Raw genomic sequence first — 17,819 nt, forward strand, 5'->3', positions numbered from 1 at the left:
CGGTGTCAGGGGCTTAGCCCCGTTGAGAAAGCCGGAGCCAGTGCTCCGGCTTTTTTGTTATTATCGCTCCAATGTAAGGATTGAGCATCGCATGCTGATATTGGGGATAGATCCAGGCTCTCGCATCACCGGATACGGAGTGATTAACGTCGATGGTCCGCGCTATGAATACGTAACCAGCGGCTGTATTCGCATTCAGGGCGACGTTCTGTCTGAGCGGTTACAGCAGGTTTACGCCGGTGTGACCGAGATTATCGATAAGTATGTGCCGCAGGAGATGGCGATCGAGCAGGTGTTTATGTCGCGCAACGCCGATTCGGCGCTTAAGTTGGGACAGGCCCGCGGCGTGGCGATGGTCGCCGGCGCCAACGCGGGTTTGCCGGTGGCGGAGTATGCGGCGCGCCTGGTGAAGCAGTCGGTGGTTGGCAACGGCGGTGCCGATAAGACCCAGGTGCAGACCATGGTTGCCCACCTGCTCAAGTTGCCGGGACGGCCGCAGGCGGATGCCGCCGATGCGTTGGCGATTGCGCTCTGTCATGCGCATAACCGAAACCGGCAGATCGCGACTGCCGGGGCGAGAAAAGTGGTTCGGGGGCGCTGGCAGTGAGCGAATACGCCGAATTTATCTATGTTGCCGATCTTATTGGGGTTGCGATCTTTGCCATTACCGGTGCGATAGCGGCTCCCGGTAAACGCTTGGATATTCTCGGCGTGGTAGTGCTTGGATTTGTAACCGCTCTGGGTGGCGGTACCATCCGTGATATCACCCTGGACCTGTATCCCTTGGTCTGGGTCGAGGATACACTCTATCTATATGTCGCGATTGTCAGTGCCGTTGCAGCATTTATAGCCTCCCGCTATATCCCGTCACCGCGTCGGGCGCTACTTGTGCTCGATGCTATGGGTCTTTCCGTATTTGCCATTCTTGGGTTGCAGAAAGCGTTGGCCGCTGGTGCGCCGGAGGCTGTGGCAGTGATGATGGCGGTGATTACCGGCGTGGCGGGTGGCATGATCCGCGATGTGCTGACGGGGCAGATCCCGCTGGTGCTGCAGCGTGGTGGTGAGCTTTACGCCACCTCGGCGCTGCTTGGTGCGCTGGTCTACCTGGGGGCTTATCAATTGCTCGATGAGCCCAGCCCGTGGCTCGATATTAGCGCCATGGTCATTATCTTTATAACCCGCATGGCGGGGCTGGTAGCCGGTCTCAGACTGCCGGAATTTATTGTTCGTGGTCATCGCCTGGAGTCACCGGGCGAGGCCAGAGAGATGGAGAATAGGGAACCGTGATAGGACGTTTAACTGGCGAGCTGGCCGAGAAACAACCCCCGCAGCTGCTGCTCGACGTAAGCGGCGTTGGCTATGAGGTCGAGGCGTCGATGAACACCTTCTATAAGCTGCCGGCGCTGGGTGAGTCCGTGGTTCTTTATACCCATATGGTTGTGCGGGAAGATGCCCAGTTGCTGTACGGTTTTGCCGACCAGCAGGAGCGGATTCTGTTCCGGGCACTGATCAAAACCAATGGTGTGGGTCCGAAGCTGGCGCTGGCGATCCTTTCCGGTACCAGCAGCGAGGAGTTTATCCGCTGCGTGCATAACGAAGACAGTGCGACGCTGGTACGTATTCCCGGCGTGGGTAAAAAAACCGCCGAGCGCCTTATCGTTGAGATGAAGGATAAACTCGACCGGCTTGAGATCCCGACCATGACCGAATTCGCTCTGGCGGCCAGCGAGAGCGGTGTCGTCGCACCGAAACTCACGGACAACCGTCAGGAAGCCGAAAGTGCATTGATCGCGCTGGGGTATAAACCGGTTCAGGCCACCAAGGCGATCGAGAACTCCGTATCTGCGCTGGGAGAGGGTGCCAGTGTTGAGGAGTTGATCCGCACGGCTCTCAAGTCCATGGTCGGCGGGTAAGAGGTAGCGCATGAAGATTGAAGAAGATCGTTTTATCAGCCCGGTGGCTCAGCCGTCGGAAGAGGTGCAGGATCGTGCGATCCGGCCGAAGATGCTGGAGGATTATCACGGTCAGCCCCGTGTGCGTGAGCAGATGGAGATCTTCATTCACGCGGCCCGTAATCGTGGTGAGGCGCTGGATCATACGCTGATTTTTGGTCCGCCTGGGTTGGGTAAAACCACCCTGGCGAACATCGTTGCCAATGAGATGGGCTCGCAGATCAAGACTACGTCAGGTCCGGTACTGGAAAAGGCTGGAGATGTGGCGGCGCTGCTGACGAATCTGGAACCCAACGATGTGCTGTTTATCGATGAAATCCATCGTCTCAGCGCCAATGTTGAAGAGGTTCTTTACCCGGCCATGGAGGACTATCAGCTCGATATTATGATCGGCGAAGGCCCTGCTGCGCGCTCAATCAAGATTGATCTACCGCCGTTTACGCTGGTGGGGGCGACTACGCGGGCGGGTCTGCTGACGTCGCCCCTGCGTGATCGCTTCGGTATCGTGCAGCGGCTTGAGTATTACAGTGTCGATGATCTGACCCGTATCGTGATGCGCTCCGCTGAGCTATCCGATACACCGATTGAAGAAGAGGGGGCTCGAGAGGTGGCCTGTCGCTCCAGGGGGACGCCACGAATCGCGAACCGCTTGCTGCGTCGTTCCCGTGACTACGCCGAAGTTAAAGGCGAGGGGCGTATTACCCGGGATATCGCAGATCTTGCGTTGAATATGCTCAACGTTGATGAACGGGGCTTCGATCATATGGATCGTCGTCTGTTGCTGGCGATGATCGAGAAGTTTGGTGGTGGCCCGGTTGGTGTCGATAACCTGGCGGCGGCGATCAGTGAAGAGCGGGATACCATCGAAGATGTGCTGGAGCCGTTTTTGATTCAGCAGGGATTTATCATGCGCACCCCGCGGGGCAGGGTAGTCACCGATCATGCTTATCTCCACTTCGGGATTGATCGGCCTGACCGCGATCAACTCTGAAATAAAACTATTTCTGTGCTCACGGGATACCTGACGCTAATCAAGGAGTGCAAAGAGATCCTTGCCTAATATCCGTTGGAACTTGAATAACAACGGGTGTCTGGCAGTGCCTCAATCAAACCGCGAAAATCCGCGCATTGTACTGCAACAGCTGAGAGCAGAGCTGGAGGCGGACCTGCGCGCACTCAAGCCCACACTGGTGGGTAATGGTCATGTTGCCGATAATGCCGGAGTGCTGGCTCAACAGATCGAACATGATATTCATCGCGTCGATGCGGCGCTTGAGCGGATCCATACAGGGCTTTACGGCTACTGCATCGGCTGTGGCGAGGAGATCGAAATGAACCATCTGCGGGCGGACCCCGCAGTGGACCTCTGCGTTTCCTGTGGCGCCAAGGTAAAACGCCTCGCCCAGGGTACCTAAGTCCCTCTTTTCCCTGCTTGTATAAAATTGTCCTCCTGCTATTGTGAGCCCTTCACCAATCGGTTGGGGCTTGAAATGGCGTTCGAGTGGCCCGTGCGTGTCTACATCGAAGACACGGATTTTGGCGGCATTGTCTACTATGTGAACTATCTGAAATTCATGGAGCGGGCCCGTACCGAACTCCTGCGTCAGCAGGGCTACTCCCAGCAACGGCTGGCTTCCGAACACTGTCTCTTCGTTGTCCACAGCATTGATGCGCGTTATGTAAAACCAGCACGTCTTGATGATGAACTTATTGTGCATACCGCTATCGAACAGCGGGGTGGCGCTAGTGTTCTCTTCGAACAGCGGGTTGTCGACGCTGCGTCGGGTCAGCTGTTGTGCGAGGGGAATGTGCGCGTGGCCTGCGTTAACAGTCAGGGCTTCAAGCCCCGGCGCTGGCCTGCCGATCTGGTGAAGTGTTTGATTCAACAGGTTTGAATGATTCTATCTCGGGAGTTGTAAGTGGAAGACAAACTGTCTATTTGGGGGTTGGTGATCAACGCCAGCTTTGTTGTGCAGCTGGTAATGCTGTTGTTACTGCTGGCCTCCTTCGTGTCATGGGTGATGATCTTTCAGCGCCGTCAGGTATTGCGTCGTGCGCAGAACTCCCTGCGTGATTTTGAAGACCGCTTCTGGTCGGGTGTGGATCTGAGCCACCTGTTCCGTGAAGTAAACGCCACACCTAATCAGGCCTGTGGTGCCGAAAATATATTCCGCTCCGGCCTTAAAGAGTTTACCCGGCTGACCAAGCAGCCCGGCGTTGACCCCGAAGTAGTGATGAACGGCGTGCAGCGCAGTATGCGCGTATCGCTGGCGCGGGAAGAGGAGCGCCTGGAGCGTCATCTTCCGTTTCTTGCAACGGTGGGTTCTACCAGCCCCTATATCGGTCTGTTCGGCACTGTGTGGGGGATCATGAACGCGTTTCGTGGCCTGGCGAACGTGCATCAGGCGACTCTGGCATCCGTGGCTCCCGGTATCTCCGAGGCATTGGTGGCGACGGCGATGGGTCTGTTTGCGGCCATCCCGGCGGTTATTGCCTATAACCGCTTCTCGGCAAAGTCCGAGTGGCTGATGAACAGCTACGAAACCTTTGCTGATGAGTTCACCAGCATTCTTTACCGACGCGTTCACGCTGCGGCCTGAGGTAATTAGGCATGATCAGGCGGATGCGTAAAAAGCGTAAGCTCAACGCTGAAATCAATGTGGTTCCCTACATCGACGTGACCATGGTGCTGTTGATCATTTTCATGGTGACGGCGCCAATGCTGACCCAGGGGGTCGATGTGGATCTGCCGCAGACCAGTGCTGAGCAGGTTGATACCGAGGATAGCGATCCGTTGATCGTCTCGGTCGATCGTGATGGCGCCTACTACATCAATGTAGGCGGTGCTGATGAAACCGAAGCGGTAACGGCGGATGAGGTGGCAGAGAGGGTCGGCAAGGTGCTAAGCCTGACTCCTGACAAGTTGCTGCTTGTGCGCGGTGATAAAAATGTCAGTTACGATGCTGTGGTTCAGTTGATGGTGCTGCTCAAGGGTGTTGGCGCCTCCAGCGTCGGGCTGGTAACGGAGTAGCCTGGTGGAGTTACGCGGATATATCCTGCCAACGATCCTGGCGACCCTGTTGCATGTGGTGATTCTGGGCAGTTTGCTGGTGCATTGGGTGGGCGAAGCCGAGCCGGAGAGGCGTACGCCTCGTCACATTCAGGCCAAGATGATCGATCTTGATGCGCTCTCTCAGCAGACCGGTCAGAGCTCACCACCACCGACACAGCAACCGGATCCCAGGCAGCAGGCCGAGGCGCAGCAGCGCGAAGAGGCGCGTAAGGCTGAGCAGGCACGTCAGCAGGCTGAGGCGGAGCGGCAGAAGCAGGCACAAGCGGAAGCCAAGGCCGAAGCCGAGGCGGCTGCTGAGCGCAAGGCGCAGGCCGCGGCGGAGCAGAAAAGAAAAGCGGAACTTGAGGCCAAGAAAAAGGCCGAAGCCCTGGCAAAAAAGAAAGCCGCTGAGGAGGCCGAGCGCAAGGCGCAGGCACAACGAGAGGCGCAAGCCAAAGCAAAAGCTGAGGCCGAGGCGAAAGCCAGAGCGGAAGCCCAGGCGAAGGCTCGGGCCGAAGCGGAGGCAAAGAAGCGTGCCGAGGAAGAAGCCGCCGCCCAGGCGCGTGCGGAGCAGGCGCGTCAGGCTGCAGCGAAACGCGCAGAGTCTGTGGTGGGAGATATCCAAAGTTATATTCATGGATTGCTGCAGCGGAACTGGCGTATTCCGGCCACCGCTCGTAACGGGATGGAGGCCGTGGTGTCGATCAGGTTGCTGGGTAACGGCGAGATCGATCAGGCGTCCATCGTAAAGAGCAGCGGTGATGCGGCTTTTGATCGCTCTGCACTGCAGGCGGTACATCGTACCGAGCGCTTTGACCGCGTGGCCGAAGTGGACCCTATACTTTTTGAACGACGACTAAGATCTATCCGTGTGGTTTTCAGACCCGAAGGATTAAGGTGGTAAACGGATGAGACAGATACTGATTTCACTCTGCCTGCTGGTGATGGCAACAGCCACTCGCGCCGAGCTGGTGGTCGAGGTAACCCAGGGTGTGTCGGAACCCTCGCCAGTGGCCGTGGTGCCGTTCGGCTGGAATGGCAGTGCGGCGCTATCTGAGGATGTGGCAAAGGTTGTCGAACAGGATCTGGGCCGCAGCGGTTTCTTCTCGACCCTGCCGCGGGAAAGCATGCTCAGCTTCCCGACCCGGGAAGGCGACGTCTATTACCGTGACTGGCGTGTCAGTGGGGCCGATTACCTGCTGACCGGGCGTATCGAGCCGGCTGGCGCTGACCAGGTGCGGATTACGGTTGGTCTCTACGATGTGCTTAAAGAGCAGCGCATTGAGTTGGCCAATAATGTCGTCAACAGCGGCAGCGCGCAGTTGCGTGATGCAGCCCACTATATATCCGATCAGGTTTTCGAGGCTCTGACCGGACTCAAGGGCGCTTTTTCGACTCGAATCGTTTATATCCAGGCGGATCATAAGGGTGGTAGCAATAGCTATAAGCTGCAGTTGGCCGACTGGGATGGGGCTCGTCCGCGCACAGTGATGGAATCCAACGAGCCGATCATGTCGCCGAGCTGGTCTCGTGATGGTCGCAAGCTGGCGTATGTTTCCTTCGAATCTGGTCGTCCGGCGATTTACGTTCAGTATCTGGCCACCGGCAAGCGCGAGCGAATCCAGTCATTTCCGGGGCTGAACGGCGCTCCCGCCTGGTCGCCCGATGGCAATCAACTGGCCCTGGTACTGTCCAAGGACGGCAACCCCGAGATTTATGTTCTTAATCTCGCCACGCGTCAGTTGCAGCGTGTTACACGTCATTATGCGATCGATACCGAACCGACCTGGTCGCCGGATGGCAAGTCGCTATTGTTCACCTCAGATCGTGGTGGGCAGCCACAGATTTATCGTTTGAATCTGCAAAGCAGGGATCTGGAGCGGCTGACCTGGGAAGGTAACTATAACGCCCGCGGGCGGTTAACCGATGACGGGCGTTTTCTGGCCATGGTGCATCGTCCTCAGGGTGGCGATTTCACTATCGCGGTTCAGGATCTGAAGTCCGGACGTCTGGATATCCTAACCGAAGCAGGGCTGGAAGAATCACCGAGCATCGCGCCGAATGGCAGCATTATTATCTATGCGACCAAAGAGGGCGGTCGTGGTGTGCTGTCGGCGGTATCCCTGGATGGTCAGGTCCGCTTCCGTATGCCTAGCCGCAGTGGCGACGTGCGGGAGCCCGCCTGGAGTCCGTACTTGCATTAACAGTGCATTGGCAATCGGGCTTTTGGGCTGAGTTGTCGTAGTAAAGAATCAGTTTTAAGAGACTTTGGAGCAGTTAGCCCCGGGTCTCTTGCAAAGCGCAATCGCTGGGATTAGCGTTACCGAAAATTCACATCGTCGAGCAAATAAAGCAGGAGATATCGATGCGAGCGTTGAACGTTTTTAAGGCGGCCACTTTGGGCGCAGCTGTCATCTGGGCAGCAGGCTGTAGCACTACCAGCACCACCACCGAAGGCGGTGAAGGTGCAATGGGTGGTCAGGACGGTTCCGGTTCTGCAAGCTCCTATGGTGTGGATGGCTCTGGCGTCAGCGGTGGCAGCGCGGGTGCAATCGATCAACTGCAGACCGTCTTCTACTTCGACTTTGACCAGTCGGTTGTGAAACAGGCCGGCTTTGCCGATCTGGAAGCGCACGCCCGCTACCTGGCCAATAACCCGTCTGCTTCTGTGCGTCTTGAAGGTCATGCGGATGAGCGTGGCACCCGTGAGTACAACATCGCACTGGGCGAGCGTCGTGCCAACGCTGTAGAGCGTCTGCTGGTGGTTAATGGTGCATCTTCCAACCAGATCGAAACCATCAGCTACGGCGAAGAAAAGCCCGCAGTGATGGGTAGCGGTGATGCCTCCTGGGCTCAGAACCGCCGTGTTGAGCTTAAGTACGTAGCTCGCTAATGCTGGCACTGCGTAGAAAGGTTCTGCCCCTGCTGACCCTGAGCCTTGCGGCTGGGTCGGCGGCGGCAGCCGAAGTCACTCAGATTCCCGTTACTGAAGTGCGTTCCGGCGCCGGTATGCAGCAAGGTCTGCAGTCCGGTCAGAGCCAGCTGTTGATGATGGTGCAGCAGCTTCAGGAGGAGGTCCGGCAGCTGCGCGGTCAGGTTGAGACCCAGCAGTACCAGATCAACAAAATGAAGCAGGAGCAGCTCGACCGGTACCGTGATACCGATCGCAGGCTCAGCGCGATTATCAACGCAACGGCTGCCGGCGGTGGGGCGGCATTGGCTGCTCCATCATCATCCGACTCCGCAAGCAGCGATGCCGCAGAAGCGGCGCCCGCGCCGACAACCGACAGCAGTAATCAAACCGCCGTTGCAAGCGGTGATGCGCAGTCTGCATATCAGAGTGCGTTCCAGCTGGTGCGCGAGCGTAAGTTTGATGAGGCGCAAGCGTCTTTCCAGGCGTTTATTAGCGATTATCCCGACAGTGACCATGTGGCAAACGCCTACTACTGGATCGGAGAGATTCAGCTCGCAGAGCAGTCTCTGGAGCAGGCACAGACGTCGTTTAATAAGGTCGTCAGTGACTACCCGAGCCATGTAAAGGTGCCGGATGCCCTGTACAAGCTTGGCGTCGTTCAGGATCGTTTGGGTAAGCGTGAGGCGGCTCAGGGCTCTTTCCAGCGTTTGATTCAGGACTATCCGCAGAGCTCCGCTGCGGGACTTGCGCGTAACTATTCTCGTTAAGGGGAGTCGCGTTAGAATAGTTGCTGGTAATAAGTCAGGTTCTACAAGTCACACGTCAAACACGGAATATTTAATGACCCAAGCTCAAAAACGCGCAGTCGTGCTGCTTTCTGGCGGGCTCGACTCTGCGACCGCCCTGGCGATCGCCAAATCCAAAGGTTACAGCTGCCATGTACTTAGTTTTGATTATGGCCAGCGTTCGCTGACCGAGCTAAACGCGGCGCGTCAGATCGCTGCCTCGCTTGAGGTGGCTGAGCATCGTGTGCTGAGGCTTAACCTGGAAGACTTTGGCGGCTCGGCGCTGACCGATAAATCGATCGACGTCCCTGAGGACGCCGAGGATGACGGCATCCCGATCACCTATGTTCCGGCGCGCAATACGGTGTTCCTGTCGCTCGCGTTGGGCTGGGCTGAGGTGCTTCACGCCGAGGCGATCTTTATCGGCGTTAACGCCGTGGACTACTCTGGTTATCCGGATTGTCGCCCTGAATTTATCGCCGCGTTTGAGAAAATGGCCAATCTGGCCACCAAAAATGGCGTCAGCGGTGAACCAATCCGTATCGAGACGCCGTTGATCGATCTGACCAAAGCAGAGATTATTCAGGCGGGAATGGCGCTCGGTGTTGACTACAGCGCGACGTTGTCATGCTACCAGGCAGACGACGAGGGCAGGGCCTGCGGTCACTGTGACAGCTGCCGTCTACGCGCTAAAGGATTCGAGGATGCGGGCGTTGCGGATCCCACTCGCTACGTTGAAGCGTAAAAAACTCGAAAAATAGGGTTGCCTTTCGGCGTAAGCTACGTACAATGCGCAGCCCTACGGCGGGTCGTTAGCTCAGTTGGTAGAGCAGTTGGCTTTTAACCAATTGGTCATAGGTTCGAATCCTATACGACCCACCACCTTTCCTTTATAGCAGGCCGTTCGCCTGTTCTATACTGCGGGTCGTTAGCTCAGTTGGTAGAGCAGTTGGCTTTTAACCAATTGGTCATAGGTTCGAATCCTATACGACCCACCACTATTCTCGCTCACCTTGTCACTGGTTCCAGCGCTTCGATTCGCACGGGTATTAGAGCTAAGCGGGAAATTACCGTTTCCCTGAATGTCTAATCCGCTGGCTGTGATATAATTTGCCGCCTTTCAAACAAGTCTGTCGACATTAGTCACGAAGTTAAGAACAGAAAAGATGCTGACGAAACCGGAAATAGATGATCGTATCCTGGTGCAGGAACACTTCGCCCAGGAACATTTGCCCTCTGCACTCAGTCCGGAGCAGATCGAAGACTATACCCAGCGCATTCAGGCTCTTCTGAAAGAGAAAGATGCCTGTCTGGTTGCTCATTACTACACCGATCCGCTGGTCCAGGAACTGGCAGAGAAAACCGGTGGCTTCGTAGCGGATTCGCTGGAGATGGCGCGCTTCGGTGCGCGCCATGAAGCCAAGACGCTGATCGTTGCCGGTGTTCGCTTTATGGGTGAAACGGCGAAGATTCTAAGCCCGGAAAAGCGCATTCTGATGCCAACCCTCGAAGCGACCTGCTCGCTGGATCTGGGTTGTCCGATTGATGAATTTTCCGCTTTTTGTGATGCCCATCCGGATCATGAGGTGGTGGTATACGCCAACACTTCGGCGGCGGTTAAAGCGCGTGCAGACTGGGTGGTCACATCGAGCATCGGTCTGCAGGTTGTTGAGCATCTGGCGGAGCAGGGCAAGAAGATTATCTGGGCGCCGGATAAGCATCTGGGTGCTTACATCCAGAAGAATACCGATGCTGATATGTTACTGTGGGATGCTGCCTGCATTGTTCACGACGAGTTCAAGGCCAAAGGTCTGCGGGATCTGAAAGCGGTTTACCCCGAAGCTGGCATTCTTGTGCACCCGGAATCTCCCGAGTCTGTGATCGAGTTGGCGGATGCCGTGGGTTCGACCACGCAGTTGATCAAAGCTGCTCAGGAGCTGCCGCATCCGATGTTTATCGTCGCTACCGATCGCGGCATCTTTTACAAGATGCAGCAGGCTGCGCCGGATAAGACCTTCATCGAAGCGCCTACCGGCGGTAGCGGTGCGACCTGTCGCAGCTGCGCTCACTGCCCGTGGATGGCGATGAATGGCCTGGAAAATATCCTGCAGGCGCTGCAGGAAGGTACCGATGAGGTGCACGTGGATGAGGCGCTGATCGAGAAAGCGCGGATTCCGCTGCAGCGGATGCTCGACTTCCAGGCGAGCTAAATCATATTCAGCTCAGCTGATTGATAAAAAGGCCGACATCTTAGTCGGCCTTTTTATGCGTTGGAGGTGGGGCGGGGCTGTATCAGGACAGGGTGTCGTCCATCTCCTGGCGTACCCGTTTGATCTCCTCTTCCATCTGGTCCAGGCGTGCCGTATCGATTGGGCTCAATCCCTTTTCACGACGCGCATAATCCAGTTGTTTCTGCGCCCGGTCGATGCGCCCGGTAAGCAGGAAATATTCGATGCGCGAGCGATGCACGGCGGCAATATTTCCGTCCAGGCCCTGGGTTTCGGAGAGCTGAAACCAGAAAGCGGCATCGGTGGGGTAATCGGAAGTAAGCTCCTTGAATGCGTCTGCGGCCCCCTTGTAATCACGCGCCTGGCGCAGGGCAAGGCCGTAGTAGTAGGTGACCGGCATGCTGCCTGGATAGAGATCATGCAGCTCCCTGGCCAGCTTCACGCCGGCTTCGATGTTGTCGGTGCGCAGATAGAAATCCAGTGCCGTCAGTCGCACATAGGGGTGCTGTTGCCAGGCTCTAGGCAGCATATCCAGGGCCGCCTGAGCCTGTTTGGGTTTACCCAACTCAATGGCGGTCAGTAGCAGGCCGTAGGCATCGCGGGGCGATGACTTGGCATCGTTGCTGAACTGGTTGAAGAGCGCGTTCATATCCTTGCCGTAGTGCACCAGCAGTCGTGTGCGTACCAGGTCGTAAACCAGACTGTTGTCTTTTGCAGAGGGACGGTTCAGGTGGGCTGCGCGGTTCAGCGAGTCGGCAATACGTGATTCGGTTACCGGGTGGGTGAGCAGAAATTCCGGAGCGCGGTTGCCGGCAAATCGATAACTCTTTTGCAGCCGTGAGAACATCTCTGGCATCGCGTAGGGATCGAATCCGCTTTTTACCAGCGTCTGCATACCGACCCGGTCCGCTTCCTGTTCATTGCGACGGCTGAACGCCAGTTGTGCTGATGCAGATCCGCCCAGGGTAGAGGCGAGGCCAGCGGTTCCCGCTTCGCCATCGGCAGAGGCCAGTAGAATACTCGCCAGCACGCCGGCGAGCACCAGCGGGCGGTTACGTCGGCTCTCTTCCAACTGCTGGGCGTAATGGCGTTGGCTCAGGTGAGCCAGTTCGTGAGCGAGTACCGAAGCAAGCTCCGCTTCCGATTCGGATGCGGTGATCAGGCCGCCATGGACGCCAACGATCCCGCCGGGAACGGCGAAGGCGTTGAAGGTTTCATTATCCAGCGTGATCAACTCCAGACGCCGGTCCCTCAGTTCGCTACTGGGTACGATTCTCCAAAGCAGATCCTGCAGATACTGTTTGACCATCGGATCGTCCAGCAGCACGGCGCGGCCTCGCAGTACCCGAGCCCAGGCGCGACCGAGCTTGTGCTCATCCTGCAGGCTGATAATGCTGGAGGTGGAATCGGTCAGAATCGGCAGCGAAGGTTCAGCGGCTTGCCCGGTCAGGGGCAGGGTGGAAAACCCGATGCAGCAGCATAAAATGCCGCCACGGAGCCGTCGTCCTATCTGCGTCCATGCATTTTTCTGTCTGAATTTCTGGTATAAAGTCCGTCGCATACAGCTCTGTAGTCGTTGGAGGTAGTGGGTTAATGCAGCATACGCCGACTGAAGCGGAAATCACCGAACTGCTCGATGCGAGTGGTCTTTCCTGTCCCTTGCCTTTGCTCAAGGCCAAACAGGCTTTGAACAAGATGGCGCCGGGGGAAGTATTGAAAGTGATCGCGACCGATGCGGGGTCTGTTCGTGACTTTCGTGTCTATGTCGATAATAGCGACCATGAAATGGTGGATTCGTTCACAGAAGGCGAATGTTATATCCATATCATAAGGCGAGGAAAGATGATGCAGAAAGGGAGTAAGTCGCTGAATGCGTAAAATTTTTAATAAATGGATAGATCAGTATTTTTCCGATGAAGAAGCGCTTTATCTGTTTTTGCTGCTGCTTGGCGGGCTGGCCGTTATCATTTTCCTCGGCGCGCCCCTGGCGCCCGTTTTTGCCAGTCTGATTATCGCTTTTCTGATGCAGGGCCTTGTGACCTGGTTGCAGGAGCGAGGTTTGCCACATCTGCCCTCGGTGATTCTGGTATTCGTCGTCTTTGTCGGCTTCCTGGCCGGTTTTCTGCTTGTCGTCATGCCGATCGCCTGGCGTCAGTTGGTTAATCTCTTCAATGAGCTGCCGGGGATGGTCGTGCAGGTGCAGAATCTGTTGCTGCTGTTACCGGAAAAGTATCCGAACCTGGTTTCCGAGGAGCAGATCCGGCAGATGATCGGTGTGGCTGCGACCGAGCTCAGTCAGCTGGGGCAGTGGGTCGTGACCTTCTCGTTGAACTCCCTGACCAGCATTGCCGCGATGCTGATCTATCTGGTGCTGGTGCCGATTCTGGTGTTCTTCTTCCTGAAGGATGGTGACTCGATGCTACAGACTTTCAGCTCGTTTATGCCCGCCAAGCGCCAGATGATGACTGGTATCTGGCATGAGATGGATGCCCAGATCGCCAACTATGTGCGCGGCAAGGCGATCGAGATTCTCATCGTTGGTGGTGTGACCTGGGTGGTTTTCGTCACCCTTGGTATCAACTACGCAGCGCTGCTCGCGCTCGGGGTGGGTCTGTCTGTGTTGATTCCCTACATCGGTGCGGCGCTGGTGACCCTGCCGATCGCGTTGATCGCCTTTTTTCAGTGGGGCTGGACCAGTGAATTTATGTGGCTGATGATCGCCTACGGCGTGATTCAGGCGCTGGATGGAAACGTGCTTGTGCCGCTGCTGTTCTCCGAGGCGGTAAACCTTCATCCGGTTTCGATCATTGTATCGGTGCTGGTATTTGGCAGTCTCTGGGGCTTTTGGGGGCTGTTCTTTGCGATTCCCTTGGCCACCTTGGTGAAGGCGGTGATCAATGCCTGGCCTATCGCGGTTAGTCAGGCGGAAGAGGAGCACACCGACGCGTAAGGGCGGCGTGCTTTGAGAAAGTTTTACTCCGCCAGAATCTGGGCGGTGTGTTCCTTGGTTTTTACCTTCTTGATCACCTCGGTGATCGTGCCCTGCTCGTCGATCAGGAAGGTGGTGCGCACCGTACCCATATATTCCTTGCCGTAGTTCTTCTTCAGCTGCCAGGTACCGAACAGTTCGTGAACACTGTTATCCGTATCGGCGATCAACGGAAACGGCAGCTCGTATTTGGCGATAAAGTTCTGGTGCTTTTTCTCTGTGTCGGTGCTGACGCCGATCACCTGATAGCCCTCAGCCTGGAGTCGTTCGTAGTTGTCGCGCAGGTCGCAGGCCTGGGCAGTACAGCCCGGGGTGTTGTCGCGCGGATAAAAGTAGAGAACAACCTTCTGGCCACGGAACTGGCTCAGGCTGATCGGGTCTCCATTCTGGTCCACGGCGTTGAAATCCGGGGCTGGTTGTCCTGCTTCAAGCATGGATAGACTCCTCAAGTGTTGTATCTGTTGTGAAAAAAGCTGCGACCCTCTACGCTAGCGGTCGCCAAATCGTTTAAAATATTCGGCTTTTACGATATCAGAAGCCGGTACGATCACAATCTACCGGTGGTTGTTCATCCCGGCGGCGCAAACGTACCATACCGGGGCTTTAATTCAGATGGAGAGAGAAATGATTCGCGGCAGTATTGTAGCGCTCGTGACCCCTATGCATGCTAACGGTGACGTCGATTGGGACGCACTGGATAAGGTGATCGATCTCCATCTTAAAAAGGGCACCGCGGCCATCGGTGCTGTGGGTACCACCGGTGAGTCCGCGACACTGGATTACGACGAGCACCTCGAGGTAATCAAGCACACTATCAAGCGTGTGGGCGGTCAGATTCCGGTTGTTGCCGGTACCGGTGCCAACTCAACCCGCGAAGCGATTATGCTGACCCGCCGTGCCAAGGACGCCGGTGCCGACTACAGCCTGCTGGTAACGCCTTACTACAATAAGCCGACTCAGGAAGGGATGTATCAGCACTTTAAGGCTATTGCTGACGCGGTCGATATTCCGCAGATTCTATATAACGTACCGGGCCGTACCGGTTGCGATATGAAGCCGGAAACCGTATTCCGCCTGATGGACCACCCCAATATTGTGGGTATCAAAGAAGCGACCGGTGACCTTGATCGCGCGAAAACACTGATCGATGGTGTCTCCGAAGACTTCGCTGTTTACTCTGGTGATGACGGTACCGCGATCGAACTGATTCTGCTCGGTGGTCAGGGCAATATCTCCGTAACCGCCAACGTGGTTCCGGCTGAAATGGCTGAGCTTTGCCAGCTGGGTCTAGATGGAAAGGTTGAAGAAGCACGCGCACTGCAGCAGAAGCTGATGCCGCTGCATACCAAACTGTTCGTGGAAGCTAACCCGATTCCTGTGAAGTGGGCGATGCATGAAATGGGGCTGATCGAAAACGGTATTCGTCTGCCGTTGACGATTCTCGCCGAGCAGTATCACGAGGAAGTACGTAACGCGCTTCGCGAATGTGGCGTAATCTGACAGGCAGAGGGACATGACCAGAAAAAACTCCCACACACTCATGGCGCTGGCCGTTGCCGCGGTGTTGAGTGGTTGCAGTAGTCTTGACGACAACCCGATCTATGGTGATAACGCGATTGTGCGTGACCGTGGCCAGGACTATGAACTGGCACGGGCCGGCAAGCGCCTGGCGCTGCCGCCGGAGATGCAAACCCGCCAGATGCAGGAGCAGCTGGTGGTACCGGAAGCCGGTGATACCGCTATCGCTCAACAGGGCGAATTTGAGGTGCCGCGCCCCGAGTTCTTCTATCTTGAATCGGGCAGCGAGAAGGTCAACATGCGGCGCGAAGATGGCCAGCGTGTCATCGTCGTGGACGAGCCGATCTCCGATGTCTGGGTAAAAATGCAGGAGTTCTGGTCATTCAATGATATCGACCTGGCACTGTCGGATCCGCGTCAGGGGGTTATGGAAACTGACTGGATCACTCTCGATGGCGATGACTACAGCTTCATCGATAGCTGGATTAAGCGTCTGACATTCCAGGATATGGACGGGCCGAGCCGCAACAAACTGCGTCTGTCCCTGCGTCCGGATCCGGATGATTACCAGCGCACCTCGATCCGCATGCAGCACGTCGGCTTCCCGCTTGAGCAGGAAGTCAGCGCCATCGACTGGGACACTCAGTCCCAGGACGTGGAGTATAAGGCCGATATGATGTTCGAGATGCTGCGCTACCTGAGCGAAGCATCCGAGCCCGACTCTCAGAGCCTGCTTGCGCTGCAGCAGGAGACTCGGGACGATCCTCAGCTTGGTCGCGACTCCCGCGGTAACCCTGTGCTGAAACTGGGCACTCCGATCGATAGCGCCTGGGCGCAGCTCAACAGTGCGTTGGATGAGGCTGAGGTCGATGTGGGTACCCGCTCGCAGGAGACCGGTATGGTCTACCTGACTTACACCACCAAGACCCGCGTGGATGAAACCGAGCGTATGGGCTTCTTCGAGTGGCTCAACTCCGATCGTGAGGATATCCAGTTCAGCACCGATCTCTTCGGTGATGCGTTGGGTCTGGCTCCGGATGAAGACGATTCGCCGGGGGCGATCCGTTACAGCTCCGGCAACACCAGCGCCTCGGGTGAAGAGCAGGCCGATGTGGCTGCCGACATTGCAGATCCGAATAACCCGGCGAACCAGGAAGGTTATAAAATCTGGTTTGGCGGTAAGGTCATCTACGTCTTTGGCGGTGGCGATAACGGTACTTACAATGAGGAGACCGGTAACTTCGAACATACCGGACGTTACCAGTTGAAGATGAACCGTACCCGCAACGGCGTCTTCCTGTCCGTATTGACTGACCAGGGGTTGGCGGCACCGAACGTGGTGGCTGAAGAGATCCTCTGGGAGATTAAAGATAACCTGCCGGAAAGCTGATCAGAGGCCTTTGGGTGGAACAAATCCCGGCAAATCGGGTGTTTTGGAGAGATTGATGGAAAAGCGTGAAGAGCTTTACAGCGGTAAAGCTAAGTCGGTCTACCGTACCGACGACCCAGAGCTGATGGTGATGGAGTTTCGTAATGACACCTCAGCGTTCGACGGTAAGAAAGTCGAGCAGCTTGACCGTAAAGGTATGGTCAATAACAAGTTCAATGCATTTATTATGCAGAAGCTTGCTGATGCGGGTATCCCGACGCACTTCGTTAAGCTGTTGTCCGATACGGATAGCCTGGTTAAGCGTCTGGAAATGATTCCGGTAGAATGCGTTGTGCGTAACGTCGCTGCGGGCTCTATCTGCCGTCGTTACGGCGTGCAGGAAGGGATGGATCTGAATCCGCCGACCTTTGAGTTCTTCCTGAAGAACGACGCGCTGGGTGATCCGATGGTTAACGATTACCACATCAAGTCTTTCGGCTGGGCTACTGAAGAGCAGGTTGCACGTGCCAAGGAACTGACCTTCGCCGTCAATGATGTGTTGAAAAAGCTGTTCTCCGACGCCGGTATGCTGCTGGTGGATTACAAGCTTGAATTCGGCATGAGTGAAGGTCAGCTGGTACTGGGTGACGAGTTCTCTCCGGACGGCTGCCGTATCTGGGACAAGGAAACCCGCAAGAAGCTGGATAAAGACCGCTTCCGTCAGGGGCTTGGCGGCGTGATCGAAGCCTACGAAGAGGTAGGTCAGCGTCTCGGTATCCAGTTCGACTGACCCGACCGACCAGCGAGTTAAGACAAAAAACCCGGCAATGCCGGGTTTTTTTGTGCTTATAAGAAAGTAAGTGGGTAATCATCTGTTCGTAGGGGTTTAAATGTCATATTTAAACTGGTTAAGTTGTTAAAGGTATAAAAAACAACTGAATAAGTTCATCGACACATCGCAAATCCATCCACCCTGGTCTAGCCTTAAGGGGATTGGAGCAATGAGCCCTGA

The 17,819-nt window shown here is 56.1% G+C and carries 21 protein-coding genes and 2 tRNA genes; 21 read left to right on the top strand and 2 right to left on the bottom strand.

The genetic code is table 11. The features are described 5' to 3' along the window. Positions 1-91: 91 nt before the first annotated feature. The 16 genes from ruvC to nadA all read left to right on the top strand — a co-directional run bounded on the left by ruvC (position 92) and on the right by nadA (position 10,913). A complete protein-coding gene (gene ruvC, locus CLV83_RS04545; protein ID WP_132288138.1) occupies positions 92-607 on the top strand; it encodes a crossover junction endodeoxyribonuclease RuvC in 516 nt (171 codons plus the stop codon). Further along, positions 604-1,287: a trimeric intracellular cation channel family protein gene (locus CLV83_RS04550; RefSeq protein ID WP_132288141.1), complete on the top strand. Its 684-nt coding sequence runs from the start codon at positions 604-606 to the stop codon at positions 1,285-1,287. The genes ruvC and CLV83_RS04550 overlap by 4 nt, the downstream gene beginning before the upstream one ends. Beyond that, positions 1,284-1,913 (top strand): Holliday junction branch migration protein RuvA, encoded by a 630-nt coding sequence (ruvA, locus tag CLV83_RS04555; protein ID WP_132288144.1) that lies wholly within the window; start codon positions 1,284-1,286, stop codon positions 1,911-1,913. The genes CLV83_RS04550 and ruvA overlap by 4 nt, the downstream gene beginning before the upstream one ends. Before the next feature lie 10 nt (positions 1,914-1,923). Further along, on the top strand, positions 1,924-2,943 hold the full coding sequence (gene ruvB, locus CLV83_RS04560) for a Holliday junction branch migration DNA helicase RuvB (protein ID WP_132288147.1): 1,020 nt from the start codon (positions 1,924-1,926) through the stop codon (positions 2,941-2,943). Positions 2,944-3,049: 106 nt separating this feature from the next. After that, the gene (locus tag CLV83_RS04565) at positions 3,050-3,367 is read left to right on the top strand and encodes a TraR/DksA family transcriptional regulator (protein ID WP_165900237.1); all 318 of its coding nucleotides are present in this window, start codon (positions 3,050-3,052) and stop codon (positions 3,365-3,367) included. A 75-nt stretch (positions 3,368-3,442) separates the two neighbouring features. After that, a complete protein-coding gene (ybgC, locus tag CLV83_RS04570; RefSeq protein ID WP_132288153.1) occupies positions 3,443-3,847 on the top strand; it encodes a tol-pal system-associated acyl-CoA thioesterase in 405 nt (134 codons plus the stop codon). Positions 3,848-3,871: 24 nt separating this feature from the next. Further along, positions 3,872-4,552 (top strand): protein TolQ, encoded by a 681-nt coding sequence (gene tolQ, locus CLV83_RS04575; RefSeq protein ID WP_132288156.1) that lies wholly within the window; start codon positions 3,872-3,874, stop codon positions 4,550-4,552. An 11-nt stretch (positions 4,553-4,563) separates the two neighbouring features. After that, the gene (gene tolR, locus CLV83_RS04580; protein WP_132288159.1) at positions 4,564-4,983 is read left to right on the top strand and encodes a protein TolR; all 420 of its coding nucleotides are present in this window, start codon (positions 4,564-4,566) and stop codon (positions 4,981-4,983) included. 4 nt (positions 4,984-4,987) lie between these two features. Next, positions 4,988-5,908 (top strand): cell envelope integrity protein TolA, encoded by a 921-nt coding sequence (gene tolA, locus CLV83_RS04585; RefSeq protein ID WP_165900238.1) that lies wholly within the window; start codon positions 4,988-4,990, stop codon positions 5,906-5,908. Between the two features lie 4 nt (positions 5,909-5,912). Next, the gene (gene tolB, locus CLV83_RS04590) at positions 5,913-7,208 is read left to right on the top strand and encodes a Tol-Pal system beta propeller repeat protein TolB (RefSeq protein WP_132288165.1); all 1,296 of its coding nucleotides are present in this window, start codon (positions 5,913-5,915) and stop codon (positions 7,206-7,208) included. Between the two features lie 161 nt (positions 7,209-7,369). Next, entirely contained in the window at positions 7,370-7,897 is a 528-nt protein-coding gene (gene pal, locus CLV83_RS04595) for a peptidoglycan-associated lipoprotein Pal (protein ID WP_132288168.1), read from the top strand. Next, positions 7,897-8,685 (top strand): tol-pal system protein YbgF, encoded by a 789-nt coding sequence (gene ybgF, locus CLV83_RS04600; RefSeq protein ID WP_132288171.1) that lies wholly within the window; start codon positions 7,897-7,899, stop codon positions 8,683-8,685. The genes pal and ybgF overlap by 1 nt, the downstream gene beginning before the upstream one ends. A gap of 73 nt (positions 8,686-8,758) precedes the next feature. Then, positions 8,759-9,448, top strand: a complete 690-nt coding sequence (queC, locus tag CLV83_RS04605; protein ID WP_132288174.1) for a 7-cyano-7-deazaguanine synthase QueC — start codon at positions 8,759-8,761, stop codon at positions 9,446-9,448. 61 nt (positions 9,449-9,509) lie between these two features. After that, a tRNA-Lys gene (locus CLV83_RS04610) sits at positions 9,510-9,585 on the top strand. A gap of 40 nt (positions 9,586-9,625) precedes the next feature. Beyond that, a tRNA-Lys gene (locus CLV83_RS04615) sits at positions 9,626-9,701 on the top strand. A 168-nt stretch (positions 9,702-9,869) separates the two neighbouring features. After that, positions 9,870-10,913, top strand: coding sequence for a quinolinate synthase NadA (gene nadA / locus CLV83_RS04620; RefSeq protein ID WP_132288177.1), 1,044 nt, complete (start codon positions 9,870-9,872; stop codon positions 10,911-10,913). A gap of 82 nt (positions 10,914-10,995) precedes the next feature. Here nadA and CLV83_RS04625 read toward each other — a convergent pair whose 3' ends face one another. Beyond that, positions 10,996-12,492 (bottom strand): M48 family metalloprotease, encoded by a 1,497-nt coding sequence (locus CLV83_RS04625; protein WP_132288180.1) that lies wholly within the window; start codon positions 12,490-12,492, stop codon positions 10,996-10,998. A gap of 32 nt (positions 12,493-12,524) precedes the next feature. On the opposite strand from CLV83_RS04625, the gene CLV83_RS04630 reads away from it, so the two are divergent. Together CLV83_RS04630 and CLV83_RS04635 are read left to right on the top strand one after the other, a co-directional pair. Then, complete coding sequence (locus CLV83_RS04630) at positions 12,525-12,809, top strand: sulfurtransferase TusA family protein (RefSeq protein ID WP_132288183.1); 285 nt, start codon at positions 12,525-12,527, stop codon at positions 12,807-12,809. Continuing rightward, positions 12,802-13,881, top strand: a complete 1,080-nt coding sequence (locus tag CLV83_RS04635; RefSeq protein WP_132288186.1) for an AI-2E family transporter — start codon at positions 12,802-12,804, stop codon at positions 13,879-13,881. The genes CLV83_RS04630 and CLV83_RS04635 overlap by 8 nt, the downstream gene beginning before the upstream one ends. Before the next feature lie 23 nt (positions 13,882-13,904). Here CLV83_RS04635 and bcp read toward each other — a convergent pair whose 3' ends face one another. Then, positions 13,905-14,354, bottom strand: a complete 450-nt coding sequence (bcp, locus tag CLV83_RS04640; RefSeq protein ID WP_132288189.1) for a thioredoxin-dependent thiol peroxidase — start codon at positions 14,352-14,354, stop codon at positions 13,905-13,907. A 190-nt stretch (positions 14,355-14,544) separates the two neighbouring features. On the opposite strand from bcp, the gene dapA reads away from it, so the two are divergent. The 3 genes from dapA to purC are packed head-to-tail and all read left to right on the top strand — an operon-like array spanning position 14,545 to position 17,597. Then, positions 14,545-15,420, top strand: a complete 876-nt coding sequence (gene dapA, locus CLV83_RS04645) for a 4-hydroxy-tetrahydrodipicolinate synthase (protein ID WP_132288191.1) — start codon at positions 14,545-14,547, stop codon at positions 15,418-15,420. A gap of 13 nt (positions 15,421-15,433) precedes the next feature. After that, positions 15,434-16,828: an outer membrane protein assembly factor BamC gene (gene bamC / locus CLV83_RS04650; protein WP_132288194.1), complete on the top strand. Its 1,395-nt coding sequence runs from the start codon at positions 15,434-15,436 to the stop codon at positions 16,826-16,828. A gap of 55 nt (positions 16,829-16,883) precedes the next feature. Next, on the top strand, positions 16,884-17,597 hold the full coding sequence (gene purC / locus CLV83_RS04655; protein WP_132288197.1) for a phosphoribosylaminoimidazolesuccinocarboxamide synthase: 714 nt from the start codon (positions 16,884-16,886) through the stop codon (positions 17,595-17,597). Positions 17,598-17,819: the final 222 nt, after the last annotated feature.

Origin of the sequence: Marinobacterium mangrovicola, from assembly GCF_004339595.1 — a bacterium.
In the GTDB taxonomy this organism is placed as follows: Bacteria; Pseudomonadota; Gammaproteobacteria; order Pseudomonadales; family Balneatricaceae; genus Marinobacterium_D; species Marinobacterium_D mangrovicola.

Bases quoted from the DNA above. Each gene is read 5' to 3' on its own strand.
- ruvC (WP_132288138.1), top strand. From the start codon at position 92: ATGCTGATATTGGGGATAGATCCAGGCTCTCGCATCACCGGATACGGA.
- ruvB (WP_132288147.1), top strand. From the start codon at position 1,924: ATGAAGATTGAAGAAGATCGTTTTATCAGCCCGGTGGCTCAGCCGTCG.
- ybgC (WP_132288153.1), top strand. From the start codon at position 3,443: ATGGCGTTCGAGTGGCCCGTGCGTGTCTACATCGAAGACACGGATTTT.
- tolR (WP_132288159.1), top strand. From the start codon at position 4,564: ATGATCAGGCGGATGCGTAAAAAGCGTAAGCTCAACGCTGAAATCAAT.
- tolB (WP_132288165.1), top strand. From the start codon at position 5,913: ATGAGACAGATACTGATTTCACTCTGCCTGCTGGTGATGGCAACAGCC.
- pal (WP_132288168.1), top strand. From the start codon at position 7,370: ATGCGAGCGTTGAACGTTTTTAAGGCGGCCACTTTGGGCGCAGCTGTC.
- ybgF (WP_132288171.1), top strand. From the start codon at position 7,897: ATGCTGGCACTGCGTAGAAAGGTTCTGCCCCTGCTGACCCTGAGCCTT.
- queC (WP_132288174.1), top strand. From the start codon at position 8,759: ATGACCCAAGCTCAAAAACGCGCAGTCGTGCTGCTTTCTGGCGGGCTC.
- nadA (WP_132288177.1), top strand. From the start codon at position 9,870: ATGCTGACGAAACCGGAAATAGATGATCGTATCCTGGTGCAGGAACAC.
- CLV83_RS04625 (WP_132288180.1), bottom strand. From the start codon at position 12,492: ATGCGACGGACTTTATACCAGAAATTCAGACAGAAAAATGCATGGACG.
- CLV83_RS04630 (WP_132288183.1), top strand. From the start codon at position 12,525: ATGCAGCATACGCCGACTGAAGCGGAAATCACCGAACTGCTCGATGCG.
- CLV83_RS04635 (WP_132288186.1), top strand. From the start codon at position 12,802: ATGCGTAAAATTTTTAATAAATGGATAGATCAGTATTTTTCCGATGAA.
- bcp (WP_132288189.1), bottom strand. From the start codon at position 14,354: ATGCTTGAAGCAGGACAACCAGCCCCGGATTTCAACGCCGTGGACCAG.
- dapA (WP_132288191.1), top strand. From the start codon at position 14,545: ATGATTCGCGGCAGTATTGTAGCGCTCGTGACCCCTATGCATGCTAAC.
- bamC (WP_132288194.1), top strand. From the start codon at position 15,434: ATGACCAGAAAAAACTCCCACACACTCATGGCGCTGGCCGTTGCCGCG.
- purC (WP_132288197.1), top strand. From the start codon at position 16,884: ATGGAAAAGCGTGAAGAGCTTTACAGCGGTAAAGCTAAGTCGGTCTAC.